8 protein-coding genes are annotated in these 18,916 nt (G+C 33.2%); all 8 read left to right on the forward strand.

The annotated features are described in order from the left end of the window. The first annotated feature begins 152 nt into the window (after positions 1-152). Positions 153-6,806: an amino acid adenylation domain-containing protein gene (locus ACQ0RB_RS03635; RefSeq protein WP_430496550.1), complete on the forward strand. Its 6,654-nt coding sequence runs from the start codon at positions 153-155 to the stop codon at positions 6,804-6,806. Positions 6,807-6,815: 9 nt separating this feature from the next. Beyond that, entirely contained in the window at positions 6,816-7,682 is an 867-nt protein-coding gene (locus ACQ0RB_RS03640) for a cupin-like domain-containing protein (RefSeq protein WP_262732763.1), read from the forward strand. Positions 7,683-7,758: 76 nt separating this feature from the next. Then, a complete protein-coding gene (locus ACQ0RB_RS03645) occupies positions 7,759-11,745 on the forward strand; it encodes a non-ribosomal peptide synthetase (RefSeq protein ID WP_430496553.1) in 3,987 nt (1,328 codons plus the stop codon). Then, complete coding sequence (locus ACQ0RB_RS03650; protein WP_335975836.1) at positions 11,738-12,520, forward strand: 4'-phosphopantetheinyl transferase family protein; 783 nt, start codon at positions 11,738-11,740, stop codon at positions 12,518-12,520. Before ACQ0RB_RS03645 ends, ACQ0RB_RS03650 begins: the two co-directional genes overlap by 8 nt. A gap of 209 nt (positions 12,521-12,729) precedes the next feature. Next, on the forward strand, positions 12,730-13,848 hold the full coding sequence (locus tag ACQ0RB_RS03655; protein ID WP_430496555.1) for a DegT/DnrJ/EryC1/StrS family aminotransferase: 1,119 nt from the start codon (positions 12,730-12,732) through the stop codon (positions 13,846-13,848). Between the two features lie 149 nt (positions 13,849-13,997). Then, a complete protein-coding gene (locus ACQ0RB_RS03660; RefSeq protein ID WP_343798133.1) occupies positions 13,998-15,746 on the forward strand; it encodes a polysaccharide biosynthesis protein in 1,749 nt (582 codons plus the stop codon). A 23-nt stretch (positions 15,747-15,769) separates the two neighbouring features. Then, positions 15,770-16,543: a polysaccharide biosynthesis/export family protein gene (locus ACQ0RB_RS03665; RefSeq protein WP_262732757.1), complete on the forward strand. Its 774-nt coding sequence runs from the start codon at positions 15,770-15,772 to the stop codon at positions 16,541-16,543. A gap of 16 nt (positions 16,544-16,559) precedes the next feature. Then, complete coding sequence (locus ACQ0RB_RS03670; RefSeq protein ID WP_430496557.1) at positions 16,560-18,905, forward strand: GumC family protein; 2,346 nt, start codon at positions 16,560-16,562, stop codon at positions 18,903-18,905. Positions 18,906-18,916 lie beyond the last annotated feature (11 nt).

The following is an 18,916-nucleotide window of genomic DNA, read 5'->3' on the forward strand; positions in this document are numbered from 1 at the left end:
AAAGTGCTGTATAACTATTTTTTTTTAGTAAAAATTATTTTGAGTTTACTTTTAATTACCCTTTAATATTTCTTTATATCCCCTTTAATTTTGATTAATAGCTTAATGAAATAAAATATTTAGATTTAAAATATCTTATAATAATTTAAATTATGGTTTCAACTGCAACATATTCACTATTTGAAAAAGCAGTAAAATTATATCCTAATGATGATTGTTTAATCGAAGGAGACAAAGCTATAACCTACAATCAATTAAACGATAAAATACTAAGTGTATTCAATTTAATTATTGAACATACCAATGATGAAAAAATAATAGGATTATCAACAACACGAGGCATAGATCAAATTGTATTTATGCTTGCTATTTTAAAAGCTAAAAAAGCATATTTACCAATAGATTTTAAGTACCCTAAAGACCGAATTCTTAAAATCATAAAGAACTCAAATCTCAATTTCTGTTTAACCAACCTTAAGGAATCCACACTTGCTGAAGAAATGGGTCTATCTGTATTATCTAATGATAATTTTAAAGCCCCAAAACATCTATTACAACAGTCTTCTATGGCTGATAATAGCACTTATATTTTATATACTTCAGGGTCAACAGGAGAACCAAAAGGAGTTTGTATGGGAAATACCGCAGCAGTTAATCTAATTAACTGGCAGCATAAAAACTCTAAAGCAACTCAAGGAACTAGAACTATTCAATTTGCTCCTTTAAGTTTCGATGTGTCTTTTCAAGAAATAATGACAACACTTACAAATGGTGGATGTCTTGTTCTAATTAACGAAGAACAAAGACTAGATGTGGTGCAGTTGTTAGAAAGAATAAACAAACATCAAGTCAATCGGTTATTCCTTCCGTTTGTTGCATTACAAGCACTTGCAGAAACAGCTGTAAGCTTAGACAAATATCCTGATAGTCTAAATGAAATTATGACCGCAGGTGAGCAGCTTAAAATCACTAAAGAATTAAGAACATTTTTCACAAAACTAAACCACTGCACGCTTTACAATCAATATGGTCCTACTGAGTGTCATGTAGTTACTGAATTGAAGCTTGAAGGACAGCCTAAAGAATGGCCTGGGTTACCCAATATTGGAAAAGCTATAGATAATACAACTATCTATATTTTAGATAAAAACCAAAACATCCTTCCTAACGGTGAAGTTGGAGAATTATGCATCACAGGAGATTGTCTTGCTGAAGGGTATTTAGGCAATGAGACATTAACCAATGAACGCTTTACAACATTAACACTTCCAGATGGAACAAAAACTAGAATGTATCGTACAGGTGATGTCGCAAAGTTTTTACCTGATGGTAATATTGAATTTTTAGGTCGTGAAGACGAACAGGTAAAAATTAGTGGACATCGTATTGAATTAGGCGAAGTCGAAATTGCTATTAGCAAACTACCTCACATAAAGCAGGCAGTAGTTGTTGCAAGCACACATTTTTCTGCGCAACCACAGTTAATTGCCTACGTACAGACCGATAATATTACTTTAAAAAACGATACTAGTTTTAGAGAAAAAGTAAGTTCTGTATTGCCTGAATACATGCTTCCTAACTATTATGTTTGGGTCAATGAATTTCCAAAAACATCTAGCGGAAAAGTTAACAAAAAAGCACTACCTGTTCCTGAATATAAGCGCCCAAGTAATGCACCTATCTACAAGAAACCAAAAACTGAAGTACAAAAGCATATTGCAAAAATTTGGTCTGATATTCTTCGTATTCCAAAAATTGGTATTGCAGACAACTTTTTTGAAATGGGAGGAACTTCTCTTCTAGCCCAAAAAACGGTTTCTGCTTTACGTCTTAATTATCAATATGAAGTACCTATTATAAAATTATATCAACATCCAACCATTGCTGAGTTAGCAAATTTCTTAGAGCCTAAAAAAAATACTGGAATTCAGTATAAAAAAAGCAAAAAACGAAATCAAGACACTTCAGATGTTGCAGTAATTGGAATGGCAGGTCGTTTTCCTGGAGCTAATACAATTCAAGAATTGTGGAATGTATTAAGAGAAGGCAAAGACACGATTACGTTCTTCTCTCCAGAAGAATTAGACCCTTCAATTCCTGATGCAATTAAAAACGACCCTCTATATGTTCCTGCTCGTGGCATTGTTCCTTCTGCTAAAGAATTTGATGCTGCTTTTTTCGGACTCAATCCAAAAGTAGCAGAAGCTATGGATCCGCAACAGCGTATCTTTTTAGAAATTGCTTGGGAAGTTTTAGAACAATCAGGTCATTTACCAGAGCATTACAGTGGTACCATTGGAGTTTATGCAGGAACTGGAATGAATACCTATTACAAAAACAATATTCTTCCCAACACAACAGTAATGGATAGAATAGGAAGTTTCCTTGCCGATACGTTTAATGAAAAAGATTACATCGCGTCTCGAACAGCATATCAACTTAATTTAAAAGGGCCTGCAGTAAGTGTACAATCTGCTTGCTCTACTTCATCGTTAGCTATTGCTCAAGCTGTTGAAGCTATTAAAAGCGGACAATGTGATGCCGCTATAGCTGGTGGCTCAAGTGTAACTGCTCCAATTCATACTGGTCATTTATACCAAGAAGGGTCAATTATGAGTCCAGATGGTAGATGCCGACCATTTGATGCAAATGCCAAAGGAACTATTTTTAGTGATGGTGCTGCAGTTGTTTTATTAAAACGACTGGAAGATGCCGAACGTGATGGAGATACTATTCATGCTGTAATAAAAGGTGTTGGAGTTAATAATGATGGCGGAAACAAAGGAAGTTTTACAGCTCCTAGCACTGAAGGGCAAGCCAATGCTATTGTTAGGGCACTTCAAGATGCCAACACTAACTCTTCTGAAATAAGCTATATAGAAACCCATGGAACTGCAACTCCGGTTGGTGACCCAATAGAAATAGAAGGCCTTAAAATTGCTTTTGGAGAACAAGAACAAAAAGGATTTTGCGCTATTGGCTCTATAAAGAGTAATATGGGACACCTTACTGGTGCTGCTGGAGTTGCTGGTGTTATCAAAACGATATTAGCATTAAAACATCGTGAGATTCCAGCATCTTTAGGTTACGAACAACCTAACCCATCAATCGATTTTGATAATAGCCCGTTTTATGTCAATAGTACTTTAACTCCATGGAATGCTAAAAACAAACGTAAAGCAGGTGTAAGTTCCTTTGGTGTTGGAGGCACAAACGTACATATCATTCTTGAAGAATACGAACAAGAAACCAACACATCAAACCCTAGTCGACCTTTACAACTATTGACTTGGTCTGCAAAGACAAAAAACAGTTTAAATGGTTACCAGCACGCATTAAACAGTTATTTAAACACTTCTAAGTCTATTGAACTAGCTGATGTATCATATAGCTTAAATACTACAAGAGCTACTTTTGCAGAACGACGCTTTTTAATAGCTAGCTCAACATTACAAGCTAAGCAGCAATTAGCAACATTAGAAACCAATACAATCAAATCTAAGGCGTTATCATCTGAACCAGATGAATTAGCATTTTTATTTCCAGGTCAAGGGTCGCAATATCTTCAAATGGGTAAAGCACTTTATGAACATGAAACCGTATTTAAAACTGCTGTGGACACTTGTGCTCAACTCTTAAAATCAGAATTAAAACTAGACATTAGAGATATTATTTATCCAAAAGAACATTCTGAAAAAGCTGAAGAACAACTAAAAGACACACAATACACTCAACCTGCTCTATTTGTTATTGAATACGCACTTGCTCAACTTTGGATGAGTTGGGGAATTAAACCCACTTTAGTATGCGGTCACAGTATTGGCGAATTTGTTGCTGCGCATTTGGCTGGTATATTTTCTTTAGAAGATGCTTTACACTTAATTACGCGACGCGGAAAACTAGTTAGCGAACTCCCTAAAGGAAGTATGTTGTCGATTCGAAAAAGTTTAGAAGATGTCAAACACTTAATTCCTGATCATCTTTCTATTGCTGCGATTAATTCTGATCAACTAATTGTGGTTTCTGGACCAGATAAACCTATAGCAGACTTTGCAAAACAGCTAGATGATAAAGGTATTGCAAACCGATTATTGTTTACAAGTCATGCATTTCATTCTACCATGATGGATCCTGTTTTAGATACATTTGAAGCAGAAGTTAAAAAAGTAACATTAAATGTTCCTCGTCTTCCATTAGTATCAACAGTTACTGGCGATTGGATAAAGGACGAAGAAGCTATAGACCCAAAATATTGGGCTAACCATTTAAGAGCTACAGTGAATTTTTCTGGAGCTATGGAAACAGTTTTAAACCTTGAGGACACTATACTTTTAGAAATTGGACCAGGTCGTGCTTTAACAACCTTATCCAAGCAGAAAAAAGGGTTAAAAGCACTTGCATCGATTTCTACTTTAACTATTCCTGATGAAGATGAAACCGCGTACCATACTGTTTTGTCTGCTCTTGGTGAACTTTGGTTAAATGGCGTTGACATAAACTGGAATGCGTTTTACAAACACCAAAGTCAACAACGTGTTTGGTTACCATCATATGTTTTTGATCGTAAACCATGTTGGATCAACCCACCTACAAATCAATCAACAACTATAAATTCAACACCTAATAATATTACTACAGCAATACCACAAGAACAATCTGTAGAACCTATACCAAACCAAAACACTCAAATTATGAGAAAACCCATAATTCTTGATAAAATAGCTGAAATTGTAGAAAATAATTCTGGAATCGAAATAGAAGCTAGTGAGTATAATCTAAGCTTTTTAGAACTTGGGTTAGATTCATTAGTACTTACTCAAATGGCAATCAATCTGAAAAATGAATTTAATACACCAATAACTTTTAGACAATTAAATGGTGAATTAGGTTCACCCGACTTATTAGCAACCCACATTGATAAGATACTACCTAAAGAAGAGCTAGCTCCTGCTCCAATAGCCCAAGCTAGTCATACCATTTCAACTACCAATAGCTCAAACCAACAAATTCCATTGTCGCAACCCATGACCAATATTGGCACTGGAGACCCTAATACAGCATTAAGTCTTATTGCACAGCAAATCCAATTGTTAGGTCAACAAATACAATTAATGCAAGGCACAAGCCAACATATTGCTTCTCCTTCTATTAATCATACTACTCCTCAAACTAAACCAACGCCTTTAGCCAACAATATAAGCACAACATCAAATGATGATTTAGATGAAGACGAAAAGAAAGAGCATGAAAAACCGTTTGGTGCATCTCCAAAAATTCAAAAGCAATCTACAGGGCTAAATAAAGAACAACAAGCATTTTTAAACGATTTAATTGCTAGTTACAATAAAAAAACTGCTAGCAGTAAAGCCTATACGCAAAAACACAGAGCTCATATGTCAGACCCAAGAGTGGTTACAGGTTTTAAACCTGAAACCAAGGAGTTAGTGTACCCTCTTGTGGTAGATAAATCCTCTGGTAGTCGTCTTTGGGACATTGATGGCAATGAATACCTAGATGTGTTAAACAGTTTTGGAGCTTGTTTATTTGGTCATCAACCAGACTTCATTAAAAAAGCTATTAATGACCAAGTAGAACGTGGTTTTGAAGTAGGTCCTCAACATCCATTAGCAGGAGAAGTTTGTGAATTATTATGTGAGTTTACCAATCAAGATCGTGCTGCGTTATGCAACACAGGATCTGAAGCTGTTTTAGGTGCTATGCGTATCGCAAGAACAGTAACTGGACGCTCATTAATTGTAGCCTTTTCAAGATCATACCATGGTATTAATGATGAGGTTATTGTTAGAGGGTCTAAAAAATTAAAATCATTCCCTGCAGCCTCAGGTATTTTACCTGAAGCTGTAAAAAATATGCTCATATTAGATTATGGCACTGAAGAGAGTTTAAACATCATTAGAGAACGTGCTGATGAAATTGCAGCGGTATTAGTAGAACCAGTACAAAGTAGAAGACCAAACTTTAGACCAATAGAATTCCTTAAGGAAGTTAGAAAAATAACCGAAGCATCAGAATCTGTACTAATATTTGATGAAATCATTACTGGATTTAGGATGCATCCTGGTGGCACCCAAGCTCTATTTGGTGTAAAAGCCGATTTAGGAACCTATGGAAAAGTTATAGGTGGTGGTATCTCTATTGGTGCAATTGTTGGGAGTAAAAGATGTATGGACGCACTTGATGGTGGTTTCTGGTCTTTTGGAGATGACTCTATTCCTGAAGCAGGTGTTACCTATTTTGCAGGAACTTTTGTACGCCATCCACTAGCCTTAGCTACTTGTAAAGCTTCTCTTTTACACATGAAAGAACAAGGTGTTGCGCTTCAAGATGAATTAGCTAGAAAAACAGAACGCTTTGCTACCGAAGTAAATAATTATTTGAAATCACACAAACTTCCAATGGAAATTGTATACTATCGTTCGCTTTGGAAACTAGTAATGCTTGAAGATGTACCTTACGCTGAATTATTCTTTGTGTTAATGAGAGAACGTGGTATTCATGTTTGGGATGGTTTTCCTTGTTATGTTACAACAGCATACACAGAAGATGATATCACACGCTTAATTAACACTTCTATTGAGTGTGTAGAAATCCTTTCTGAAGTTGGCATTCTTCAACCTGAAACAATTTCTTCAACGAATTCAAACAATAATAATAAGACTACAACAAAAGACTTAAATAAACCTCCAGTTTCTGGAGCACGTTTAGGAATTGACAGAGAAGGCAATCCAGCTTGGTTTGTTGCTGACAAAGATAATGTTGGAGAATATTTACAAATAGATTTATAACAAAAAATTATGGCGACAAAAGTTATTGAGTTAGTAAACAATGGAAATCTTGTAGTAGAGAAGAAATATGGCATGACCTACGAAGAATTTGCCAAAGACCATCTTTTTGCGTGTAAGCCTGTTGTAATAGGTGATGCCTGTAAAGACTGGAAAGCAAAAGATAAATTTACACCAGATTTCTTTAAATCTGAATACGGAGACCGAAAGGTTACAGTTGAAGGTAAAGACTATCTTTTGAAAGATTTTATTGATTTAATGGAAAAGTCTTCAATTGAAAATCCAGCACCTTATCCATGCAAGCTACAACTAGATAGGGACTACCCAGAGCTTTTACCAGATATTTCTCCTAGGTTTAAATTTTCAGAACCAGATTGGTGTCACAACAAACTTATAGAACCACTACTTGGTAGTGCTGATACTTATGAGGTTTTTCTTGGAAGTCCTGGAGGTCAATTCCCATATGTACATTATGATTATATGGGATTACACGCTTTTATCACTCAGCTATATGGTGTAAAAGAATTTACGGTAATCCCTCCTGAACAAACTGAATATGTTTACCCAAAACCCAATGACCCATGGGTTTCTGAAGTACCAGACATTAAAAACATAGATTTAGATAAATTTCCTCTATGTAAAAACATTACACCTGTCACCTTTACTGTTGGTCCTGGTGAAACCTTGTTTATTCCTAATGGATGGTGGCATACAGCACACTCATTAAGCATTACACTTTCAGTGGCTTTAGATTCTTTAAACAATTCTAATTGGAAAAGATTTAAAAATGAAGTTGTAACAAAAGTTTCTAAAAGAAATAAAATACTAGCTAAAATGGTTAGTGTATATCTTTCAGTTGTAAAGCCTATAATTAAATAAAAACCAGTATCACTGATAATTAAACCATTCTAACTTTTTAAATTATTATATTCATCTTATTTTTCGAATTAATTTGATGAACTCTTCAAAGAACATAATCAGTTTTAATCCATTTAAAGGACCTCAAATTGAAAAGGTAGTACCTATTACTCAGCCACAAGCTGAAATCTGGATTTCTTGCACTCTTGGTGGTGACGACGCCAATAGAGCTTATAATGAGTCTATCTCTCTAGTTTTTAATGGTCAATTGCATTATAAAGCTTTTGATACTGCTATTCAACAATTGGTACAACGACATGAAGCAATTAGATCTATATTTAGTGCTAATGGTCGTTTTATGAGTGTTTTAGAATATGCACCTTTCAAACTAGAGTATTTAGATATTTCAAATCAAACTGAGTTAGAACAAAAATCATCAATATCAAATTACCTGAAAGCTGAAGCCAACTATGTTTTTGATTTGGTTAACGGTCCATTACTAAAAATGGGATTACTAAAAACAAAGGCTACTGAGCATCATCTTGTCATAACTGGACACCACATTATTTGTGATGGTTGGTCATTAGGTACTATTTTATATGAATTAGGTATATTATATTCTGCTCAAATCAATAAAACAGCACATGCACTTCCTGAAGCTGATAGTTTTAGTGTTTTTGCCGATGAGTTAACATTGTATACTGACAGTATTGAACACAAGAAAACAGTACAATTTTGGTTAGATCAATACAAGCAATCTGTTCCGCAGTTGAACTTACCTATTGATTATCCAAGACCAGAATTAAGAACTCACGACAGTGCACGTCTTGACTTTCACATGAATAGGGAATTAGTTGCTAATTTTAAGAAAGTTGGTGTTAAATCTGGTTGTAGTTTTGTAACTGCGTTAATGGCAGCTTTTGAAGTACTACTCTACGTACAAACAGGACAAGACGATATTGTTATTGGGTTACCTTCTGCAGGACAAGCAGCCACAGGTCAACAGCATTTAATAGGACATTGTGTAAATTTACTTCCTTTACGAAGTCAAATAAACGCTGAACAGTCTTTCAGTGATTATTTAAAGGCACGCAAACTAGCTGTTTTTGATGCATATGATCATCAACAATTAAGCTTTGGAGAATTACTTCAAGAGTTGAAAATTCAAAGAGACCCTTCGAGAGTACCTTTAATCCCTGTTGTTTTCAATATTGATATGGGTATGGATAGTAATGTTAATTTTGAAGGCTTAACCTTTAAATTGCTAAGCAACCCAAGAGCTTTTGAAACGTTTGAAATTTTTCTGAATGCAAGTGGATCAGAAGATAGTTTTGTTTTAGAATGGTCATATAATACAACATTATTTAAAGCATCAACTATTGAAGGCATGATGCTCACTTTTGAAAAAATTCTAAAAAAAATAATTGAAAACCCAAACATTCAATTAGGGAATATTATTGAGTTTGATCAATCAGCCTATAGCATGTTGAATGATACAGCTTCAATTTATCCTAATTTACCATTACATGAATTATTAGCTAAACAAGCTAAAATTTCACCAAATAAAGTAGCTTTGAAATTTGAGAATGATCAAATTTCATACAAAGGCTTAGAAAAACAAGCCCATCAATTAGCCCATTATCTTCAAAACATAGGTATTGAACATAATGATCGTATTGCTGTTTTAATGCCAAGATCCATAAAACTGATTTCAATTTTAATGGGAATTATGGAATGTGGTGCCACTTACCTACCCTTAGACCCAAGTTACCCTAAAAAAAGAATTGAGTTTATGCTTGAAGATGCTGAGGCAAAATATGTTATTACTACTGAAACATTAGCTTCAACTTTAAACACAAACTCGAAGCTATTGTTTTTAAACCAATTATTTACAAATAGTTACAATTTCCCTCAAACGCCTTTAAACCTAAAAATTGACAACTCTACAACAGCTTACATACTATATACCTCAGGATCAACAGGAAAACCTAAAGGTGTTGAGGTAACACATAAAAACTTAGTCAATCTTTTATATAGTTTCTTAAAGCAACCTGGATTAAAAGAGTCTGATAAATTTCTTTCCATTACAACCATATCATTTGATATCGCCATGGCAGAGATATTTGCTCCTCTTTTAAAAGGCTCTACACTAATATTGACTAGTGAAGAAACAGCTAAAGATACAAGAATGTTGCTAGATGTAATGAAGAACGAGAATATCTCCATTATGCAAGCTACACCTGCAACTTGGCAGATGTTATTAGACTCTGGGTGGAATGAGCATTTACCAATGCGAATTATAAGTACTGGAGAAGCTTTACCTATAGCTCTTGCTAAAAAGATGCTTCCTTTAGTTGATGAACTCTGGAACTTATATGGGCCAACAGAAACAACTATTTGGTCAGCTTTTACCGAAATTAAAGAGTCTGATGATTTGATTACTATTGGGTTTCCTATGAATAACACCCAACTGTATATAGTTAACGAACACGGAAAAATTGTTCCGCCAGGGAATACTGGCGAACTATGTATTGCTGGCGACGGTGTTACTAAAGGATATTGGAAACGACCAGAATTGACTTCTGAAAAATTTATACCTAATCCATTTAGTAACGATTCGGGTTCAAAACTTTATAAAACAGGTGATTTAGCACGCTTGCTTCCTGATGGAAGAGTACAGTGTTTAGGTCGATTAGATCATCAGGTAAAGATTAGAGGGCAACGTATTGAATTAGGAGAAATTGAGCAAGCTCTAGATAGTTTAAATAGCATCCAATCCTCTGTTGTGATTTTAAATGAAGATCAATTAATTGCTAATTTAATCACATCAAACTATACTAATGAGGATAAGCATCAAATTTCCGAATGGAAAAATGCACTAAAGGAACATCTTCCAAAACACATGATTCCGCAACGTTTTAATCTAGTTAAAGAATTTCCTAAAACACTAAATGGGAAAATTGATCGAAAAGCTTTGTTGGAACAACTACCAAGCAAATCAGTCACCAAAAACCACACAACTGCTTCAACAACTTCCGAAAAAATTGTTGCCGGAATTTGGGAAGAAGTACTTGGGTTAGATAATATTGATATAGATAGCGATTTCTTTGAAATTGGTGGACATTCAATAATTGGCGTAAAGGTAATGGCTAAACTTGAAAAAGAAACAGGTAAACGTATTCCTTTGGTAGGTTTACTCAAAAATCCAACAATCAGGACTTTTTCAACCTATATGGATACAGAATTCTTTACTTGGGACTCTTTAGTTGCATTAAAACCAACTGGAACAAAACCTCCTTTATACATTGTACATGGAGCAAACCACCAAGTATTAATTTTTGATGCATTAGCGCAATTTATGGATAAAGACCAACCTGTTTATGGGCTTCAATCAAGAGGTTTAAATGGTGTTGATGAACCTCATGATTCTATTGATCAAATGGCTGCTGATTATATTAAAGAAATTGTAGCATCAAACCCAAAAGGTCCCTATGCACTAGCAGGCTTTTCTTATGGTGGAATAGTTGCATATGAAATGGCAAGACAATTAAGAGCTCAAGGAAAAAAAGTTACTATTCTTGCTCAGTTTGACACCTATGTGTTTCCTCAATATTACTATAAAAGCCCTATAATAAAAAAAGCAATTTCCACACTTTATGTTATAGGAAAAGTAGGGTATTTAATACTAAACATGTTTAGCAGCAAGAAGAATTTTGTAAGGCGTTATGAGTTACTCAAGCTGTTATTTAAAGGCTATTATCTTAGATTACGACATGGAAGAGCTAAACAATATGAAATGCAGTTTAATGTACCCATAAAACTCCTTGATTACCACAACAAAGCAACTAGCAAGTATACTATTACACCACAAGATATTGTTATAGATCTTTTTAGAGCTTCTGAAGAAGTCAATTTAGTACATGATCATAAATATTTAGGCTGGAAAAAAATGGCTCTCAAGGGTATTAGAAAACAAATGGTCACAGGTAATCATGTAGATATGTTTGAAAAACCACACGTTAAGGACTTTGCCAATAAACTCCAAAATGTTTTAGACAACTATAACTTAGAGCATTATGACTAGTGTGCATTGTGAAACTGTTAAAGTATTGAATCAAAGTTATAAAGTTAAACCAATTGATAAATCCGGTTTATTTTTATTTCATATTGATATACTCAACTATTATAAAGACATCACAACTCTTAAAGCGATTCTAGACGAAACCGAAACAAGCAGAGCTGAACGTTATCATTTCGAAAAAGACAAAAACAGGTTTATAATTTGCCGAAGCATATTAAAAATTATACTAGCTCAGTACACAGAGCAAGATATTTTGGATATAAAACTTAAAAAAGATACTAACCAAAAACCTTATTTAGTTTCTAATAACTCTATAAATTTCAACCTTTCCCACAGTGAAGACAGTGCTATTATAGCTATAAGCAATTCTAATGTTGGAGTTGATTTAGAATATAAAAATAATGAATTCGATGTTCTTGAAATAACAAACCACTCTTATAGTGAAGCTGAAACAAAACACGTTTTAAACTCTAAAAATCAAATAGATACATTTTACAAATACTGGACAAGAAAAGAGGCTATTGCAAAATTTTCTGGACAAGGAATTAATGACAACTTAAGTCAAATCCCTTCAATTGATGGAAGACACATTACAAACCTTAACTCTTTAAATAAGTTTAAAAGTTTAAAAGTATTAAGCTTTGCATTAAATAAAAGCTACATTGCATCTGTCGCTTTTTGCAATAAAAAAAAAGATGATGATGTATTAACCATTTTTAGCCTTCCTTCATCTTTAAAAGAATTACTAAATCCTAACAATAAAACTGATTATCAATGATTAACACAACAAACTAAACACTTTAATCAACAATTACCTTTTATCAACGTAAAAAATTGTTTTTTATCGTGTTTATTTGTTTAGTCCTCTCTATTTGAATGATATTTAACAAGAAATACAATAATTAGTTTGATACAATTAAGCTATTTTTAACTTGAGCCCTAGAAAAAATATTATAAGCATTAGTTTTAACACTCAAACATTAACCTATGAATCCTAAAATTTGGCTTTCTTCTCCTCATATGTCTGGTAAAGAGCAATCTTTTATCAGTGAAGCCTTTGCATCAAATTGGATTGCTCCTTTAGGTCCTAATGTATCGGGTTTTGAATCTGATTTAGAAAACTACCTTAAAAGTAATAGTTACGTAGCTGCATTAAGCTCTGGAACTGCCGCAATACACTTAGCTCTTGTTTTACTAGGAGTTTCTTCTGGTGATGAAGTTATATGCCAAAGTTTTACTTTTGCTGCATCTGCAAACCCAATAATTTACCAAGGCGCTCAACCAATTTTTATTGACAGTGAGAAAGACACTTGGAATATGTGTCCTGAATTACTTGAAATTGCTATAAAAGACAGAATTAAGAAAGGTAAAAAACCAAAAGCCATTATTGCTGTACACCTATACGGAATGCCTTATAAAGCTGACCAAATAAACAGTATTGCTAATACTTACAATATACCAGTAATTGAAGACAGCGCAGAAGCTTTAGGCAGTGTTTACAAAAACAAAAAATGTGGAACTTTAGCTAATATCTCTATTCTATCCTTTAACGGAAATAAGATAATTACCACTTCAGGAGGTGGAGCTCTTGTAACAAAAGATAATAACATAAAAGATAAAGCTGTTTTTTTAGCTACCCAAGCTCGTGATAAAGATCCTTCATATCTGCATTCAAACATAGGATATAATTACAGAATGTCTAATGTTTTAGCAGGTATTGGTCGTGGTCAAATGACTGTTTTAGACCAGTATGTAATTAAAAGAAGACAAAACTTTGAGTTTTACTACAACCAATTAAATAAAATTGATGCTATTGAGTTTTTAGATGAACCTGGAGATTGTTTTTCAAATAGATGGTTAAGTTGCATATTAACACCTGATTTTAAAACAAGAGAAAACATCAGGCTTAAGCTAGAAAAAGAAAACATTGAAACGCGTCCATTATGGAAACCAATGCACCAGCAACCTGTATTTAAAGATACTCCTAAATATCCTAACGGGATTTCTGATAGTTTATTTGAACGTGGTTTATGTTTACCAAGTGGTTCAAATTTAACTGACAATGAACTAAATAGAGTAATTTCAACAATAAAAGCCTATTTTTGAATATGTTAATGGAACTTTTACATAAAATTTCAAACAGATATGCATCAAAATGGTTGGTGCTCATCTTTGATTTATGTATTGTAGTTTTCACTTTTTTTATTGCTTACTTAATTAGATTTAATTTTAGCCTCGTTTTTAATCTCACATTAATGCTTAAGCAACTGCCTTTTGTTGTATTAGCTGCTTTAATTAGTTTTTTGGCTGTTGGATCCCACAAAGGAGTAGTTAGGTTTACAGGATATAAAGATGTTATCAATATAATAATTGGTGTTAACATATTAGCTACTATATTAATTATATCTACTTTTTTCAGTAGAAAATTTAATTTTGATAGTACTTTCAACATTTCTGGAACAATTATATATATACATCTACTACTTAACATATTATTGCTAGTAGGCTCTAAATTAGTCATTAAGTCCATTTACAACAACTTACAACAAGACTACAAAACTTTTACCAATGTACTTATTTATGGAGCTGGAAATTCAGGACTTATAACATATGATGCTATTTCTAACGATCCTAAAAGAGGATATGAAGTTGTTGGGTTTATTGATGACAATCCTAGTAAAATAGGAAAGAAAATAAACTTACTAATTGTTTATGGTCTAGATAAAATAACCAAGAATTTCATAGAAAAAAACAACATTGAAGAAGTTATCATCTCCATTCAAAGTGTTGATTCTACTCGCTTATTACAAATTACAGCTCAATTATTCGAATTAGGTCTAAAAGTTAAAATTGTTCCTCCTGTTCAACAATGGATTGATGGAGACTTGAGTGTTGGACAAATTAAAGACGTTAAAATTGAAGATTTATTAGGTAGAGAACCTATAAACATCATTAACCCTAGCCTTAATAACGAATATGAAAATCAAGTTATCTTAATAACAGGAGCTGCTGGCTCTATTGGAAGTGAAATTGCTAGGAAAATCAATAATTACAGTTACAAAAAGCTCATCTTAATAGATTCCGCTGAGTCTGCATTGTACGATTTACAGCAAGAGTTTATCCAAAATGGAATCAAAAACTTTATAGCAATAGTGGCTGATGTTAGAGATTATGGTAGAATGGAATATTTATTTAATGTTTACAAACCAAAAATTGTTTTCCATGCTGCAGCATATAAACATGTTCCTCTAATGGAAAACAATCCATACGAAGCTGTAAGTGTAAATATTAGAGGCACAAAAAACATTGCTAGTTTAGCTGTTAGGCACAGCATAGCAAAATTTGTACTAATTTCTACTGATAAAGCAGTTAACCCAACCAATGTAATGGGTGCATCAAAACGCATTGCAGAGCTTTATGTTAACTGTCTTAAAGGAAAAGGTCAAACAAAATTTATAACTACTCGTTTTGGCAACGTTTTAGGCTCAAATGGATCAGTAATCCCTTTATTTAAAAGACAAATTGAAGCTGGAGGACCTCTTACAGTTACCCATAAAGAAATCACTCGTTATTTTATGACCATCTCAGAGGCTTGCCAATTAGTTTTGGAGGCAGCTACAATGGGAAATGGAGGTGAAATTTTTGTGTTTGATATGGGTAAATCAATCAAAATATTTGACCTAGCAAAAAACATGATTATTCTTTCAGGCCTACAATACCCTGAGGATGTTGATATAAAAATAACCGGACTTAGACCTGGTGAGAAAATATTTGAAGAACTGCTCGCTGATGGTGAAAACACAATACCAACCTATCATGAAAAGATAATGATTGCAAAAACAAAGCAAGTAAATATAGCTGAAGATACAGAATCCAGAATACTCAACCTTTGCAATATAAACTCAAAAACACAAACACTAGAAATAGTGTCTTTAATAAAAGAAATTATCCCTGAGTACATTTCTAACAATTCAAAATTTGAAGTTTTAGACTCGAAAAAATAAAATCCCTAACAAATAAATTTATCATGAATAACAAAATACTCTTTAAACTAGCTGTCTTAATGTTAATAACACTATCTTCTTGTGCTTCAAGAAAAGAGTATGTATATTTTCAAGACGAACCAGCTATTGAATCTTCCACTTTAAGCAACATTGTTGATATAACTTATCAACCAAACGATTTATTAACAATAGATGTAGCAGCATTAGATCCAGAAGTTGTAAAACCATTTAACCTACCTGCTGTTAGCTATAGTGAAAGCGCGTTAACTGTTCAGGGTACACTCACAATGAGAACATACCTAGTTGATAATAGTGGCAACATTCAATTTCCTACTTTAGGAACAATAAAAATTGGAGGACTAACTAGAGAGCAAGCAACAGAAATGATGAAAGAGAAACTCTCTGAATATGTTAAAGACCCAATAGTAAACATTAGGTTGGTGAATTTTACAATAACTGTTATAGGAGATGTTAACAGACCTGGAACATATACAATACAAGATGAGAGAGTATCTATCCCTGAAGCTCTTGGTTTAGCAGGTGATTTAACTAATACAGGAAAAAGGAATAACATTTTTTTAATACGAGAAGTAAATGGTGAAAAACGTTTTGCGAAACTAGATTTAACATCAATTAGCATAACTAGCTCTCCTTTATACTACCTTGCTCAAAACGATGTGATATATGTTGAGCCTAATGATGCTAAAGTAAAATCATCTACTTACAACCCAAACACAGCTGTAATTATCTCAGCAATTTCAACCTTAGCAACTATAGCTGCTATATTAATTCGTTAGAACTAACCTTTCAAAAATGCCACAAAACACTCAAAACACAAAAGAAAGCATTATAAAAGCAGTTGAGCTATATTTATCTAAGTGGAAGTTTATTTTACTTTGCTTAATTATAGCAATTGGTATTGCTTACGTAAAAGTTAGATACAGTACGTTTGAATACCAAGCAAATGCTACTATAAAAATAAAGGAAGATGAGAATTCTCAAAAATTATCAGAAATTTCAAGTCTTCAAAATTATGGTTTGTTTTCAAACAACTTTACTAATGTTACAGACGAAATTGAAATTATTAAATCTAGATCTATTATTTCTCAAGTAGTACAAGATTTAAACCTAAACATAAGTTATTATGTAAGTGGTAAAGTCAAAGAAGAGGAAGTCTACCTAAACCCTCCTGTAAATATTAATTTTTTTGTTGAAGACTCTATTATAAACCACATAAACACAAATCTTTACATAAAGATAATTTCTTCAGAAAAATTTGAAATGTCAACCACTAACACTATGAAAGTTTTAGAGTTTGATAGTGGTGTTACTACTAGCCACAACTTTGGAGAAAAAGTAACCAGTAGTTTTGGTGATTTTATTCTAACACCCAATACAAACACCTATGGCTCTACTCCTGGTTCTTTAGTTGAAATACATATAAGACCAGTACATAGCGTTGTTGAATCTTATCTTGGAAAAATCAAACTTGCTTCTGACCCAACCTCTAATGTTGTAAAACTATCATTAACAGAAGCAAACAAAGAAAAAGCTCGATTAATCCTTAACAAGCTTATCGAAAAATACAATGAAGATGTTATCAATGATAAAGAACAAATTGTAAAAGCAACTTCTGACTTCATTAACAACAGACTAAACGTAGTATCCAACGAACTCGAACAAGTAGATTTCACTGCTGAAAACCTTCAAAAAAACAATAGGCTAACAGCTTTATCCTCTCAAGCAAATATCTTTCTGGAAAGTGAAAAAATTAACGAAGAAAAAATAATCAACACTTCAAACCAAATACAGCTTATTGATTACATGAGCGATCACCTATCAGAAAACAATAGCAATTCTGATTTACTACCTCCTGATGTAGGAATTGCTGATAGTGATGTTTCTCAAATAACAAAAATTCACAATGAGCTTGTATTGAAGAGAAATAGAATTCTAAAAAATTCAAGTGAAAAAAACCCTGTTGTTATCAACTTAAACAATGAGATTATGGCACTTAAAGCTAATCTTCAACAAAGCTTAAGCAACATTAGGTCTGCCAACAAGATAACTTTAGATAATCTTAACCAAGAGGATTCAAGAATACGTGGGCAAATATACTCTGCTCCAGGTAAAGAACGACAATTTAGAGATATTAAACGCCAGCAAGACATTAAAGAGTCGTTATACCTATACTTGCTAGAAAAACGTGAAGAAACAGCTATTACTCTTGGCATGTCTTCACCTAATGCTAAAATTATAGATTATGCATATACTCTTGATAGTCCAATATCTCCAAAACCAAAGGTAATTTATCTAGCAGCTATTTTATTAGGTCTTCTAGTTCCTTTTTCTGTAATCTACACTAGAGATCTACTTAACAATACAATACAAGATAAAGATGATGTTTTAAAAGCAGTAAGCGCTCCTTTTATTGGTGATATTCCAAAATCAAACACTAAATCAAAACTAATCAAAAAAATAGATTACTCTCCTAAAGCTGAAGCATTTAGAATAATACGAACCAATGCTCATTTTTTACTTCAGGATATTGAAACTGAGTGCAAGACTATTTTTGTAACATCAACCACTAGTCAAGAAGGGAAATCACATACTTCAATAAACTTAGCTTCGTCTTTTTCTTTTTCAGAAAAGAAAACCCTAATTGTTGAAACTGACATTAGAGTACCTAGAGTTAATGACTATTTAAACATTAAAGGCGACGTAGGATTAACCAATTATATTTCCGACAAGTCACTCAAAGTTGAAGACGTTACTATAAAAGTAAAAGACAACCCATTTCTTGATGTCATTCCTTCTGGAGCTATCCCTCCAAATCCTGCTGAATTATTAATGAGCGACAGACTAAAGCACTTATTTGATACCGTAAAGAAAAAATATGATTATATTATTGTAGACACAGCTGCAGTAGGTTTAGTCACTGATACTTTATTGATTAGCAAGTTTGCAGATATGTTTATTTATGTTGTTAGTGCAAATAACATTGACAAACGTCAATTACACATTGCTCAAACCATGTACACTGAAAAACGTTTACCTAATATGGCTGTTTTACTTAATGGCACATTACACAAAAGAGGTTATGGATACGGCTATGGCAACAACCCAAACAGAAAGAAAAAATGGTATCAGCTTAAATAAACAAAAAACTC

Source organism: Gaetbulibacter sp. PBL-D1 (genome assembly GCF_050509525.1).
Taxonomy (GTDB): Bacteria; Bacteroidota; Bacteroidia; order Flavobacteriales; family Flavobacteriaceae; genus Gaetbulibacter_B; species Gaetbulibacter_B jejuensis.

What these genes read in the sequence shown, in the direction of transcription:
- ACQ0RB_RS03635 (WP_430496550.1), top strand. Translation starts at nt 153, where the DNA reads ATGGTTTCAACTGCAACATATTCACTATTTGAAAAAGCAGTAAAATTA.
- ACQ0RB_RS03665 (WP_262732757.1), top strand. Translation starts at nt 15,770, where the DNA reads ATGAATAACAAAATACTCTTTAAACTAGCTGTCTTAATGTTAATAACA.
- ACQ0RB_RS03655 (WP_430496555.1), top strand. Translation starts at nt 12,730, where the DNA reads ATGAATCCTAAAATTTGGCTTTCTTCTCCTCATATGTCTGGTAAAGAG.
- ACQ0RB_RS03645 (WP_430496553.1), top strand. Translation starts at nt 7,759, where the DNA reads ATGAACTCTTCAAAGAACATAATCAGTTTTAATCCATTTAAAGGACCT.
- ACQ0RB_RS03640 (WP_262732763.1), top strand. Translation starts at nt 6,816, where the DNA reads ATGGCGACAAAAGTTATTGAGTTAGTAAACAATGGAAATCTTGTAGTA.
- ACQ0RB_RS03670 (WP_430496557.1), top strand. Translation starts at nt 16,560, where the DNA reads ATGCCACAAAACACTCAAAACACAAAAGAAAGCATTATAAAAGCAGTT.
- ACQ0RB_RS03660 (WP_343798133.1), top strand. Translation starts at nt 13,998, where the DNA reads ATGCTTAAGCAACTGCCTTTTGTTGTATTAGCTGCTTTAATTAGTTTT.
- ACQ0RB_RS03650 (WP_335975836.1), top strand. Translation starts at nt 11,738, where the DNA reads ATGACTAGTGTGCATTGTGAAACTGTTAAAGTATTGAATCAAAGTTAT.